Annotated in this window: 14 protein-coding genes and 1 tRNA gene; 5 read left to right on the plus strand and 10 right to left on the minus strand. The window is 59.7% G+C overall.

Features of this window, described 5'->3' with window-relative positions; translation table 11 throughout:
- Positions 1 to 371: 371 nt before the first annotated feature.
- Positions 372 to 587, minus strand: a complete 216-nt coding sequence (locus LPB73_RS01940; protein WP_147421564.1) for a hypothetical protein — start codon at positions 585 to 587, stop codon at positions 372 to 374.
- A 539-nt stretch (positions 588 to 1,126) separates the two neighbouring features.
- Between LPB73_RS01940 and LPB73_RS01945 the strand changes: the two genes are divergently transcribed.
- Both LPB73_RS01945 and LPB73_RS01950 read left to right on the plus strand, forming a co-directional pair.
- Positions 1,127 to 1,465: a hypothetical protein gene (locus tag LPB73_RS01945; RefSeq protein ID WP_068734854.1), complete on the plus strand. Its 339-nt coding sequence runs from the start codon at positions 1,127 to 1,129 to the stop codon at positions 1,463 to 1,465.
- Complete coding sequence (locus LPB73_RS01950; RefSeq protein WP_089266057.1) at positions 1,462 to 1,668, plus strand: hypothetical protein; 207 nt, start codon at positions 1,462 to 1,464, stop codon at positions 1,666 to 1,668. Before LPB73_RS01945 ends, LPB73_RS01950 begins: the two co-directional genes overlap by 4 nt.
- Positions 1,669 to 1,689: 21 nt before the next feature.
- Here LPB73_RS01950 and LPB73_RS01955 read toward each other — a convergent pair whose 3' ends face one another.
- Together LPB73_RS01955 and LPB73_RS29085 are read right to left on the minus strand one after the other, a co-directional pair.
- The gene (locus tag LPB73_RS01955) at positions 1,690 to 1,878 is read right to left on the minus strand and encodes a hypothetical protein (RefSeq protein WP_093756915.1); all 189 of its coding nucleotides are present in this window, start codon (positions 1,876 to 1,878) and stop codon (positions 1,690 to 1,692) included.
- 185 nt (positions 1,879 to 2,063) lie between these two features.
- Positions 2,064 to 2,195, minus strand: coding sequence for a hypothetical protein (locus tag LPB73_RS29085; RefSeq protein WP_256461247.1), 132 nt, complete (start codon positions 2,193 to 2,195; stop codon positions 2,064 to 2,066).
- Between the two features lie 231 nt (positions 2,196 to 2,426).
- Between LPB73_RS29085 and LPB73_RS01960 the strand changes: the two genes are divergently transcribed.
- The gene (locus LPB73_RS01960) at positions 2,427 to 2,630 is read left to right on the plus strand and encodes a cold-shock protein (RefSeq protein ID WP_068734860.1); all 204 of its coding nucleotides are present in this window, start codon (positions 2,427 to 2,429) and stop codon (positions 2,628 to 2,630) included.
- A 182-nt stretch (positions 2,631 to 2,812) separates the two neighbouring features.
- Here LPB73_RS01960 and LPB73_RS01965 read toward each other — a convergent pair whose 3' ends face one another.
- The 3 genes from LPB73_RS01965 to LPB73_RS01975 form a co-directional block, all read right to left on the minus strand.
- Positions 2,813 to 2,989 (minus strand): hypothetical protein, encoded by a 177-nt coding sequence (locus LPB73_RS01965; RefSeq protein ID WP_158596714.1) that lies wholly within the window; start codon positions 2,987 to 2,989, stop codon positions 2,813 to 2,815.
- A gap of 114 nt (positions 2,990 to 3,103) precedes the next feature.
- Complete coding sequence (locus tag LPB73_RS01970) at positions 3,104 to 4,402, minus strand: glycoside hydrolase family 130 protein (RefSeq protein WP_231079424.1); 1,299 nt, start codon at positions 4,400 to 4,402, stop codon at positions 3,104 to 3,106.
- A 42-nt stretch (positions 4,403 to 4,444) separates the two neighbouring features.
- Positions 4,445 to 6,721, minus strand: a complete 2,277-nt coding sequence (locus LPB73_RS01975; protein WP_231079425.1) for a glycosyltransferase family 4 protein — start codon at positions 6,719 to 6,721, stop codon at positions 4,445 to 4,447.
- Positions 6,722 to 7,019: 298 nt separating this feature from the next.
- On the opposite strand from LPB73_RS01975, the gene LPB73_RS29090 reads away from it, so the two are divergent.
- On the plus strand, positions 7,020 to 7,148 hold the full coding sequence (locus LPB73_RS29090; protein WP_256461248.1) for a hypothetical protein: 129 nt from the start codon (positions 7,020 to 7,022) through the stop codon (positions 7,146 to 7,148).
- A 110-nt stretch (positions 7,149 to 7,258) separates the two neighbouring features.
- Positions 7,259 to 7,450: a hypothetical protein gene (locus LPB73_RS01980; protein ID WP_068735371.1), complete on the plus strand. Its 192-nt coding sequence runs from the start codon at positions 7,259 to 7,261 to the stop codon at positions 7,448 to 7,450.
- A gap of 515 nt (positions 7,451 to 7,965) precedes the next feature.
- Here the strand turns inward: LPB73_RS01980 and LPB73_RS01985 are convergent.
- The 4 genes from LPB73_RS01985 to LPB73_RS02000 all read right to left on the minus strand — a co-directional run bounded on the left by LPB73_RS01985 (position 7,966) and on the right by LPB73_RS02000 (position 12,559).
- Positions 7,966 to 8,040, minus strand: a tRNA-Gln gene (locus LPB73_RS01985).
- Positions 8,041 to 8,348: 308 nt separating this feature from the next.
- A complete protein-coding gene (locus LPB73_RS01990; RefSeq protein WP_231079426.1) occupies positions 8,349 to 10,007 on the minus strand; it encodes a urocanate hydratase in 1,659 nt (552 codons plus the stop codon).
- Positions 10,008 to 10,026: 19 nt separating this feature from the next.
- Positions 10,027 to 11,115 (minus strand): DUF917 domain-containing protein, encoded by a 1,089-nt coding sequence (locus LPB73_RS01995; protein ID WP_231079427.1) that lies wholly within the window; start codon positions 11,113 to 11,115, stop codon positions 10,027 to 10,029.
- 64 nt (positions 11,116 to 11,179) lie between these two features.
- Positions 11,180 to 12,559, minus strand: coding sequence for a dihydroorotase (locus tag LPB73_RS02000; protein ID WP_231079428.1), 1,380 nt, complete (start codon positions 12,557 to 12,559; stop codon positions 11,180 to 11,182).
- Positions 12,560 to 12,585: the final 26 nt, after the last annotated feature.

The raw sequence follows: 12,585 nt of genomic DNA on the forward strand, positions 1-12,585 counted from the left end.
ATCATCGCGGCGTGCTCAGCTTCAAGGTGAGAAGCCTTCACCGTCCGGACCTGTGCTGTTGCGATTCCAAAGTACATTCGGAGGTAGGCATGGCAGTCCCGAGACATTGGGCGGGAGCGCGACCGAACTCTCTGTCACCGGTGAATGCCTAAGGACGGGCGATGATGCGGTGCAGTAGATGCCCTTTATGTTCGGAAGTCGACCTAATTCGAAGGTTCTGATTTGCCGCCGGAATCGCTGAGGTCAATCCGCTGGACTGCCCGTGCCTTGGGTGGCTGGTTCAGGAGAATAGGGGGGCTACGGATACATGCGACCGCGGTATGGCGTAGGTGAAGAAAGTCGGATGTCGTCGTGCGGGTCCGCGTCCGGTTCTAGGCGGAGCGGCGCAGACGATATTTTCTGTCGACGACAGGTGGCGTTGCAACGAGCTTTACAGTCCACTTTGCTGCCGATGCATCCATCACGACGGATCTCACCGATCCCGTGACGGTTTGACCGTTCAGCTGAAGTGCGCGCGGCAGCCCGTGATATTGAGCCAGACGAGCGCGCCTGGCCTCGACGAGGTCCGTGATTTCGATGACCTGCATCTGCGACTCCAGAGTTGGCGCGGTACGCTCGACAAGACCCGCGCTACAGGACGGGTAGCATCGTATGGTTAATGAAATGCGTCAGATCGTCTTCAGCAATTCCGATGCTGAAGGCAAGTCAGCGGGCGGGATTGCCATCCAGATTTTGGGACCCCGTATGAGCGCTCGCGGCCCTTCATTGTCGCAAATGAGCCACTCGGTTTCGTCCCAGATGACGAGGCATGGAAATGTCTGAGGCAGCCTGTCCTTGTTTCCGCGTATCCATGTTCCACCCGCAACGATGATCCTTTCATCGTCCTTCGGTGCGGTGCTGATTGGTTGCCACCCGTCGTCCATTTTATCGCCCCTTTGTCTGCGCCTCAGTGCGCCTCAGACGCGAGGCCGCAACGTCCAGTTAAAGCGTGCAGACCTTGGCTGCCACATGAAACTTGCTCCCGATTGGCAGGCAGCTAGGCGATTACGGAAGGGCTGTGCATCAAGTCGCATAGTGTCGCGACGAATTTGATTGACCGTCACGGGCATAGGCGCATGGTTCCACCATGGCCTTCAATTTCACCTCCGACGTCAAATCCAAGCAAAAAGATTGCTGGCTAATTTTGAACTTCAGCGGAGAGGAGATTTCCCTGTCGTTCGACGATGCAATCGAACTTAAGATCCAAATCAATCACGTCCTGGAAACGGGAACTCCCAACGAACGGAAGATCGTGAGCGAAGCAGACAGCTGGTCGGCGCTGTGTGTGCCAAATGCGGGCGGTTTCGGGGTTGCCTTTGTCCTGTCGGCGACGTCGACGATAAAACTATGGCTGGATGCCAGGCAGGCCGAGCGCTTTTCTGCAGAACTTCAGACGTTTATCGATCTGGTTGGGAGTCGGAGTTGAAGGGCTTCTGGCATGGCTATGTCGAACTGGTATTGGCCGGCGTGACGTACGAAGCCAGTTACGACATCCTGGATGGCATGGTTCAATTGACCATTGGCCAGTTGATCGTGGTCGCAGAACCGCTGCCGGGTGCGACGTATGAGGAAAGTGCGCTCTACGCTTTGGAGCAGTTCGCGACCGGAAAAATCGTCGCGCGCGGCTAGAGCCGCTCCCCGGGTGCTGGGTCAGCTCGCTGCCACTTCGCCTGCTTTTGTCGTCTCATAGGCAATGTCTGTCTTGTTCATGATGAGGGGCGATAGCCACCCGAGATCGACAAGGCGCTGGTATTTGCTGCGATCGATATTGCCAGCCGTATATTTTGCGCCGCCGTGCAGGACGATCTCACGGATCAGTTCCAGGTCTTCATGTGTCATGATTGCTCCATCTGGCATGATCGCCGATGCGCGTCGGAGCGCCCCGGAAGGGGATTGGACATTTTGATTGAATTTTCTGGTTCTCGATCACCGCGAACGCGGTAGCGCTATCGAGCGCATGGATCATGCGTCGGGTGCCCGTGACCTCAGATGCTGCAGCTATGTTGGCGATGCGCTCTGTTCGACTATTTCTTTCGGGGCTTTTCCGCCTCGGGGTGCATCAGGCCCTTCATGGTCGGAGCTGCTGCGATCGTCTTGGCCTTGTCCTTCTTGGGCTTCTTTACTTCGCGATTGTTCCGTTGTTCGCCTTTGGCCATGGTTTGGTCCTCCGCCCGCACTGGGCTTCGGTGACATTAGCACGTCGGTTGGGTCTCCCGGAGATTATGTTGCCTAAAGCCGCTGTCGCATCGCGGCATCGCGGGCGGACGACCGCCACCCGTCGTCCTGGCAGCCGACAGCCGCATCAATTCAGGAGATGGAAGTTTGCTTGATTGACTCCTTCCTGAATTCAGGGTTGCTATCGTTGAGAGACAACCGGGAGAACTGAAGTGACCACTGGCGTAGTAAAATGGTTCAATGCGACGAAGGGCTTCGGCTTTATCCAGCCGGACGATGGCAGCAAAGACGTCTTTGTTCACATCTCGGCCGTCGAGAAGGCGGGGCTGAGCACTTTGAATGAAGGGGCCAAGGTCAGCTTTGAGGAAGTGGCCAACCGTGGCAAGACGTCGGCGGAAAACCTTCGGGTTGGCTGATCGGGCCTCTTTTGCCTGGCGCCGCAAGTCTGGTGGCGCCCGGCTGTCGGCCAAATGACCACATAACTGGCAGCCCGTCGGACTTGTCCCGGCGGGCGTTTCGCGATGATTTCAGCGGCGGGTTGGCGTCGCGTCGGCTTTCGCGAATGATGGTCAGGAATGCTCGTTTGGGCCAAGTAAATTCAAGCTGCCGTGCAGCTATCCATATCGTTGTGCATGATTGTCTGGCTGGCGCGGCTATCCCATTTGACCGTGACGCTACTCCAGTCCTTGGCGATGACGGTGCCAAAGTCATTTTTATCGTTCTTCCAAAAGACTGTCGTTCCGAGAACGAGCGCCCTTGATTTTTCACCGGTCACTGTGCGTCTCCCAAAAGTTCTACTTGCCGTTTGGTGAAAGGTGCCAACCACGGACGAGCTGGGCGTGCTGAGAAGCCACGTCCGATTGCCTCTACGGTAAAGCTAAGTCAGCTCTTATTTGCCCATCGCTGCGAGCAGGCTTCTTATATCGATCGTCGCGATGTTCGAGTAACTGTCCGAAATCGCATACGGGAAGATAATTTGATCGCCATGCCGCATTGCGCCGCATGTATAGACGACGTTCGGCACATATCCTTCGCGCTCGGACGGCGCAGGCCGAAGGAGCGGTTCGTCCAGGCGCCCCAGCACCTTCGTCGGGTCGTTTTTGTCGAGCAGTGCTGCTCCTATCGAATACTTGCGGACCGGGCCGACACCGTGGGTCAGTAATAGCCAGCCCTCATCTAATTCGATAGGTGAGCCGCAGTTGCCGATTTGAATGAACTCCCAAGGGGCGGCCGGCTTCAGGATCGGCGTGCCGCCATCCCATGTATAAAGATCATCCGAATAGATCAGGTAGAGGTTTTCATTGTCTTGCCGCGCGATCATCGCGAACCGCCCGTCGATTTTCCGGGGGAAAAGTGCCATGCCCTTGTTATGTGATGCGCTGCCTCTGAGGGCTGAAAAGCGAAACGTGACGAAGTCGGACGTCTCGATGATCTCCGAGCGGATCGCCCTGCCGCTATAGGCCGTGTACGTCGCGTAATAGACAGTTCGCTCGGAGTGCTCGAATTTCACAAAGCGCGCATCCTCGATGCCGTTCGATTGCGACTCTGTAATCGGAAAAATGACCCGCTCGCTGATATCCTCGCTGCTACGAAACGTGACAGCGACATCCTCGCCGCCAGGCCCAGACCCGAGGTGTTGAACTGCTGGATTTGATGCGAGGCGTGCGGTCGGATCGATGCTCACGGTCCCGTCGGTATCCACAAGGCCTGTGCGAAATGTCAGGGATGACACATGGCCTTCTCCGACGGCGCGCAGGCTGAGGATGAAGCGCAGGGCGCCGGCTGTCGTTCCCGATTGATCGGGGTGAGGCACGATGCTCGGATTGAAGAGTGCCGATGCTTCAAACGAGTATTCACTCAGGAAATAGGCGCCGACTAGCTGACGCTGAATCGTCGTGAACCGGCTATGGCCGTGGAATGCATCTTCCATTTCGTCAGCGCGGGCCTCGAATGTCTGAAGCAGATTCCGGTGGCGACCCAGAAAGTTTTCAAGCACGTCGGCCAACTGATGCTCTGCCTGCTCGGGACTGAGCGCAAGAATCCGGTCGACAATATGATTGGCGCGCGTCTTATCTGTCGGATTGAGATCGCGTGGCTCCGTCGCAGGTTTAAACGGCCGTACGATGACTCGGGACGCGTCGGGCCGGAGATAGAGCGCCTGGCGATTCAGTATCGGAGATGAGGGCAAAAGGAATCTCAATGGTCTGCTGAGAGGGGGAGCGCAACGTGATCAGGCCACGCGGGTCGCGGATTTGGATTGATCCTCGGCGATACGTGCCATGTGCCGAATTTCGGATAGTCCGAGCAGGTAGGATACGACTGACTCGCCGCCGCGGTTCTCATTAGCACGGTCCGGATGCAGTCCGTCACGACAGCTTCCTGTCTCCAGATCGACGAGCGGGATGGAAAGGTCATTGCTGCCGAGGAACCATGCGAAGACCCGGGCGGCTTCGCTCTTCCATTCAATGTTCTGGTCGGCGCGCCACGCCGCAAGGCTGGCCGCGATGGTGGCAGCAGCCTCGACAGGCTGTTGGTCGAAGCTGCGTGGCTGGCGCCGGATGTCGTGAAATCCCTCCGTGCCCACCGGCCTGAACTGACCGCTGGCTGAGGTCTGCTGTGTCAGCAGCCAGCGCAGGCTTCTCAGCCCGGCGTTGAGATAGTCCGGCCGTTTCATCGCAGTGCCGGTGAGAATCAAAGCCTGGCAGAGTCTAGCGTTGTCATAGGAAAGTCCGTTTTCGAACCACACCCAATCGCTCGTCTCGACTTTCTCAAGAAGCGAGACGAGCCTGTCGGCCAGAGCCGTCCGGATTGCATTGGCACGGCTATTGTCGGTGACGGTCGTGCAATACGCATCGAGTCCCAGCAATACGAACGCCCAGGCACGGGGCGAGAGGAAATCGCCGACCTTTGGTAAGGCCTCCGCAAAGAGTGCTGCGGCCCAGGTCCGCCGAGAGGGGTTCGCATCCGAAAGAGCGCAAACGCCCAGTGCCCAAAGCGTGCGCCCATGACTGTCTTCCGATCCGCTTTCTTCCAGCCAGCTGCGATCGAAAGCCATGAAATTTCGAAACCGGTGCGTTTCGGGATTCCACGCATGCTGGACGAAAGCTGCAAAGCGGGAGGTCAGGACCTCCGACAGACGTAGTTCCCCGGGCGTGTTCAACGCGCATGCCAGCAGTAGCGCGCGGGCATTGTCGTCGATGCAATAGCCATGCAAGCGATCCGGAACACTGTGAACCGCATGCTGGAACAGTCCGGTGTCGTCGCACATCGACAGGAAGTGACCAATCTGCATCTCGGGAGGCGCGCGACTATCTCGCAGGAGCGTACTCGTATCCGACTTTGCAATGGTCTTGAGCCGGTGGCGGCGACCCGCGTTCTCGAAAACGGACATGTATCGCTCGGCCGTCCGTTCCCAGGTCATGGAGCGGCTGCTGGCATAGGCGCGCTTGCGCATCGCCTGGCGCAGTGGTGCGTTGATCAGAAGCTTTTCGATCTCAACGCCGATCGCATTCGCATCCGCGAACGGGACGATAATGCCGCGGCCGTCGGCGAGCAATTCGCGAGCATGCCAATAGGGAGTCGATACCACGGCCTTTCCCAAGCCAAAACTATAGGCCAGGGTGCCTGACGTCATCTGAGATTCGTTCAGATAAGGCGTGACGTAGACATCGCACATCGAGATGAAATCGAGCAAGGTCTCCTGATCAACGAAGCGATCAAGGAAGACAACGTGATCCGCGACGCCAGCTTCGCGGGCCCTTGCAATGAGGGATTCGCGATAGGTCTCGCCTTCGTCATGTACCAGATTTGGATGGGTTGCACCCAATACGACATAGACCGCACCCGGACAGGTGCTCAGAATGGACGGCATCGCATCGATCATGAATTCGATGCCTTTATTGGGCGAAAGCAGGCCGAAAGTCAGAATGACAGACCTGCCGGCAAAGCCGAGCCTCGTTTTTGCATCGTCGGGCTCCACAAAAGCGAATTCTGGAATTCCATGTGGAATGATCTCGATCTTCTCTTCGGCGACCTGATAGATGGTCCGAAGTAGTTCCCGACCTTTCTCCGCCATCACCACCACTTTCGACGACATCTCGACAACGCGTGTGAAGACATCCTTTTGTGCGGCGGTGGGCTCTGCAAGAACCGTATGAAGTGTCGTCACGATCGGCATCTTGAGCAGCGAGAGAAGCTGGATGATATCGCTCCCGGCTTCACCGCCGAAGATACCGAATTCATGTTGAAGCGACACCACGTCGAAATGACCGTTGTTCAGGAATTCCGCTGCACGTATGTAGTCGTTGATCAGCTCGTCATTGACCTGAATGCCAACGGTGGCTGGATAGTCATAGAAATGACCATGATCGGTCATCGCCACGATGACGGTTTTGGAGTCTGCGCGGGCGGCTGCTACTGCGCTTTGCAGATCGGTAGTGAACGTGGCGATCCCACATCGGCGTGGAAGTGAATTGCCAATGAATGCAATGCGGCTGAACACCGTCAATCTGCTGCCTCGCGATTTCAATGTTGAAAGGGCAATCGCTCAAAATTGGCAATGCTGCGCCAGCCGCGGCATATCGGACAATTTCGTGACAAAAGCAGCGCGCGCTCGGCAGGGACCATCAGGGTCATCAATGCGCGCGAGCGCAGGGTGCGCTCTTTCTTCGCGAATAGCCATCAGTATCTTCGAGGGCTGGGAGTTGGAACAAGTCGGTGGGAGGTTGGCGAGAGAGCGGTGATAATAAATCGGTCTTTCAGTGCCAGCCGTGGTAACGCTCGGGCTCACATAGCGGGAGTACGATATGGCCAAGGGAAATCGCGAAACCAAGAAACCGAAGAAGGTGCCGGTCAAGACGATCGCTGCTGCAGAGAGCCTCAAAGGCGGCGGTCCCAAGATCATGCCGGCGCTGGGCGCGGTCAGAAAGAAGTAGTGTAGATTCGCTAGTACGGGACTTTCCAGCAGTTATCGAACTGCACGCCTGCTGACGCAGTGGTGATGCGTCAGAGTCATGACATCGCAAGCTCACAGATCGAGGAAAACATGTCGATCAAGACGGCTATTCGAGATGCGTACGGTACACCAGCGATGTTCGCCGGATCCAAGACCGGGCAGGAAGATGCACCGTTTGTGTTCATCAATGTTGGCGGCGAGGAGCGCCGGATGAGATCTGCCGAGTGGGAGGCGCTGCCGCCATGGCTAGGCGAGCGCCCGGCCTGGGCAGGCAAAGGCTGACATTCAAGATCTTTCCTCGTCCGCTGGAACGGCGACTTGTCGGGCTTGAACAATACCAACCAGAAAATGTGAGGCCCTGCAGTAGCGGGGCCTTTTTATTGGAGGAACCCACGGCTGATGGCACAGCTCTATCCACACCGTCAGCATCTCTCTCGGAGGCTTCAGGTCTTTGCCGACTAGCTGGATGAACTCTTGAAGTGAGAACTGCTCTTATCACGATAGGGCTGGAGCTGGTGGGTGACGGAACGAGCGATTTTGAGTGGCGTTATGATATTGTGCTGAGCCTGAAGTCCCGAAAATCGTAGCGGTTGCTCGCCGAACTTCACCGGTCGCTTACCTGGGATAGGGGCAAGGTGCTAGCCGACCGGCAGCGCCTGATCTTGTCGGCGACTCGCGCGGGGCACGCACACAAGCTGGCGAACGAACCGTCAACAACTATTCAGAATGAGCAGGAAAACGCTGTCAAAAAGAAAACAGCGCCAAGTCGATAAGTGATTGAAATCGTAGATAAAACATGGCTGGGGCGGGAGGGATCGAACCTCCGAATGGGGGAATCAAAATCCCCTGCCTTACCGCTTGGCTACGCCCCAACGGCCGAGGCGACAACAGGCGGGGCGGGCCCGCGGATCGCTTTGGCTCCGTCGGTCTATAGAGAGAGCTCCGCAATTTCAACCACCTGACAGCGGTGTTCCCCGCTTCCGATGCGCCGGACTTTTGTGCAATTGCGGTGTCGGCTTCTACCGCTGCGCGTGAGCCCCTGACGCACTGAATTTTCCGATTTTCGCGGTCGCATATTGGGCGATAGGGCCTGTGAGCTGGCGCGAAGCGAAGTTCCCAAAGCTTGTCCGCGGGCGGGCTCTCGCCCAACACGCCATAGAATGTGTTCGGAACAACCGTTCTAGAGTTGTATATGCGGGATGTGCTTGAGCCAGACCTCGTCGATGGCCTCGCCATACCCCGCATCCGCGTAGCGGATGACGCCGAGGCCCGTGTCGTTGTCGAGGCTCATGGCGAGTCGTTCTGCCGCGGCGGCCGTGCCGTCGGCGATCAGGGTGACCCCGGCGCTGGTCATGTAGCCGGCATAGCCGCCGCCGCCGGAATGAACGGCGACGAGATCGGCCTGGGATGAACACAGCGCCATCGCGTCGAGCAGCGGCCAGTCAGCGATGGCATCTGAACCGTCACGCATGTTCTCGGTCATGATGTTTGGATGCGCCATGCCGGCGGCGTCGAGATGATCGCGCGAGAAGGCGACCGGTCCCTTGAGCGTGCCATTGGCGACGAGTTCATTGACGCCCAGCGCCAATTCGCTGCGCTCGCCATGACCGAGCCAGGCAATGCGCGCCGGCAAGCCTTCGAAAGGCACGTATTGGCGAGCGAGCTTGATCCAGTTCGAGACGATCTGGTTATCGCCGAACAGGCGCAGCACGAGATCGTCGATGGCACGGATGTCGTCGGGATCGCCCGACAGCGCCATCCAGCGGAACGGACCGATGGCGCGCGCAAAGAGCGGGCGCAGATAGGCTTCCGTGAAAATGGGGATATCGAAGGCATTTGCGACGCCGCCTTCCTTGGCGTGGGTGCGAATGAGATTGCCGTTGTCGAACACTTCCGCGCCGCGCGCCTGGAAGGTCAGCATGGCGCGCACATGATCGACAATCGACGCCCGGCTCTCCTCCATCAATTGTTCCGGCGCTGACTTGCGCATGGCGCGCGCTTCCTCGAGTGAGCGCGTGCGCGGCACATAACCGTAGACGAGATCGTGGGCTGCGGTCTGGTCGGTCACCACATCGGGGATGATGCCGCGCTGGGCGATTTCCGGATAGATATCGGCGGCATTGCCGACGAGGCCGACCGACAACGCGCGACGCTCGGCCTTTGCAGCGCCGATCATCTCCAGCGCTGAATCGAGATCCGGCGCGATCACTTCGAGATAACCGATCTCCTTGCGCTTGCGCGCCCGTTCCGGATCGATGTCGACGGTGAGGATCGCCGCACCGGCCATGCGCCCGGCGAGCGGCTGTGAGCCGCCCATGCCGCCGAGCCCGGCGGTGAGGATAAAGCGGCCGGCGAGCGTGCCGCCAAAACGGCGCTCGGCGATGCGCATGAAAATCTCGTAGGTGCCCTGAATGACGCCCTGCGAGCCGATATACTGCCAGGCGCCGGCTGTGAGTCCGCCCCAGCAGATCAGGCCTTTGCGCTCGAGCTCGTAGAAGATCTCAGCCTTCGCCCATTGGCCCACGATGTTGCAATTCGCCATGATCACCAGCGGCGCCTTGGCGTGCGTGCGCAGCAGGCCGACCGGCTTGCCGGACTGGATGACGAGCGTCTGGTCTTCCTCCATGGTCGTCAGAGCCTGCACGATCGCCTTGTGTGCTGGCCAGTTACGGGCCGCGCGCCCCAGTGCGGCATAGACAACCAGGTTCGACGGATCCTCACCGACCGCGAGCACGTTTTCCAGAAGGCGCAACAGACCTTCCTGCCGCCAGCCCTTGGCGCGCAGCTTTGGGCCGCCAGGAATCGGAAAATCGGGGTGCCGTGGATTCGCTGATGTCATGACGGACTCCTGCGGTGTCTCAGGCCAGTGCGTAGCGCGCGATCTCGATGCCCATGGCGCGTTCGACGGAGGGATAGACCGCCGGATCCTTGACGCTGGAGGCAAGCGGAATGATCGTCTTCGGCACATGGAACAGATGCACGTTCATGCCGACTTCGAGATGGCCGACGCTCATCGGCTCGGCCTCGTCGGACAGTGTGGCGATGATGTCCGGGAAGGTCGCGAGACGCTTACCATTTGCATCGACGATGGCCATGTATTCGTTCATCACATGCAGCGTGATGGCGCGGTCGCCTTCGCCGATGGTCAGGGTGCCGATGTCGAAGGCTTCCGGTGTGTAGACCACATTTTTTGCGGTGATCTTGCCGCTGCCGAGGATGGAGCCACCGGTGTCCTTGCAGATCGCGTCGATCACGGCAGTCGCTCCTTTCGGCTCGGCGGCGAGGATGGCTTCACCGAGGCGCAGCGCTAGCGAGATGCCGCCGAGAGCAGCGTTGTCGCGCACATAGGACGCGCGCACCGGATTGCGGCAGGAGGCAATGAAGCCGCCAGACATGTCGCCGGCCGTACGCAGGATCGGCGACACCTTGGCGGTGGCACCGCGTACGGTGAGTTCGATGTAGCGGTTCTCGGCGCGGTTGCCGCCGGCAGCTGTCTGGATCATCGGCTCGGGCGAGCCGGCAAGGCCGATCGATCCCATGTCGCCGGTCGGATGCGCGCGCATGTCGCCGACGGCATCGACCACCTTGGTGCCGAGCAGTGCCGATGGTAGCCACGCATTCATGGTGGACGACTTGCCATTCTGGCCGATGATGAGGCCTTTCAGCGGTTCACCCAGCGCATCCTGCAGCAGTTGCACCGCGCGGATGTAATCCTTGCCCTGCATTTCCCAAGCGGTGGTCGACGCCGGCGCGCCGATCGCGGCTGCAGTGGCGACCCAGTCGTCATCGTCGAGTTCGTCGATCGACACGAGTTCGGGCTTGCCGACGAGAATCGCAGCGCGGCCGAGCATGCGCCCGTGATCCGCCCAGCCGCCGCCACCGGCAGCGTAGACACCGCCGCCGCGCACGGCGGCTTCAATATCGCGTTCGGTCAGAATACGTCCCATCGGAATGTCTCCTCGGCAGATGTTCTTGTGTTCGATACGTGGTCGGTGATCGGAACGGCGGGCGTCACGCCACCGGCAGTCGCTCTGAGAGAAGCAGCGGTGGCCGCACGAATTGTCCGCTGCCAGGTTCGGCGAGAACCTTGCTGCCGTCGAAGGCGAGCTGGCCGCGCACATAGGTCGCAGCCACGGTCCACGGCAGCGTCATGCCATTATAGGGGGACCAGCCGACCACGTTGTTGCCGCTTGCGGCACCGTCATAGACGATGGGCTTGTCCACCAGCACGGTGATGTCGGCGTCGAGACCAGGCGCCAGCGCGCCCTTGCGATCGTCGATGCGGAAGTGCCGCGCCGGATTGAACGACATCAGCTTCGCGGCATGGGTCAGCGGCAATTTGCGTTCGACGAGGCCCTTTACCAGCAGCGGCACCATGGCTTCGAGGCCGGGGACGCCGGACGCATTGGCAAGCATGTCCGGATTGATCTTGCGATCTTCCGACCAACTGACGTGATCGGTCGAGACCAGCGAGACGCGTCCGGCTGCAAGCTCTGCCCACAGCGCTTCGACATCGGCGCGCGGGCGCACCGGCGGATTGATCTTGGCCTTGCCGCCGAGCCGGGAGACGTCGTTCTCCTCGTCGAGCACGAGATAGTGGATGCAGCATTCCACCGTGGCGTGATGACCCTCGGAGCGATACCACGCCGCAATGTCATAACCGCGTGCGACAGAACAATGCACAACATGGGCGGGACAACCGGTCTCGGCGCCGGTCTCATAGATCTGCAGCATCGCGAGGATTTCGGCGAGCGGTGGGCGCGACATCGCATGCGCGCGCCAGTCGGTGACGCCCTTGGCCTTCACCTTGGCGACGGCATCGCGGATGAATTCGTCGTCCTCGTTGTGGACGCCGGCTGCGAGGCCGGTTGGCGCAATGGCGGCGAAGCAGTCGGCGAGCAGCGGCGCGGGGATGCGCGGAAAGCGCTTGGGGTCCGTACCGAAGGTGGAGAACTTGAAGGCGGCGACACCGGCCTTGGCCTGTTCGGCGATTCGTGCCGGACCCTCTTCGGGGTCGATGGTGCCATAGAGCGCGAAATCCACGCGCGCCTGTTTGCTCGCATGGGTGATCTTGCGCTCGACCGCAGCAGCGGAACAAACCAGATCACCTTCGTCATAGGGCATGTCGACGATAGTGGTCACACCGCCGGCTGCGGCGGAGCGCGTCGACCAGACGAAGTCTTCCTGGTTGCGCTGTGACAGCGAGTGGACCTGCGCGTCGATGGCGCCCGGCAGGATCATGCCGGACTTGAAATCCTGCCGCTCGCGCGCGGCCGGCGGCGTGCCTTCGCCGACGGCACCCACGCGCCCGTCGCGGACCGCGACCCAGCCATTCTCGATGATGCTGTCGTGACCGATCACCTTGCCGGTGAGAACCAGATCGAAATCCATGTGCAACTCCACGCTTGCGGCCGGTT

Source organism: Tardiphaga sp. 37S4 (genome assembly GCF_021044645.1).
In the GTDB taxonomy this organism is placed as follows: Bacteria; Pseudomonadota; Alphaproteobacteria; order Rhizobiales; family Xanthobacteraceae; genus Tardiphaga; species Tardiphaga robiniae.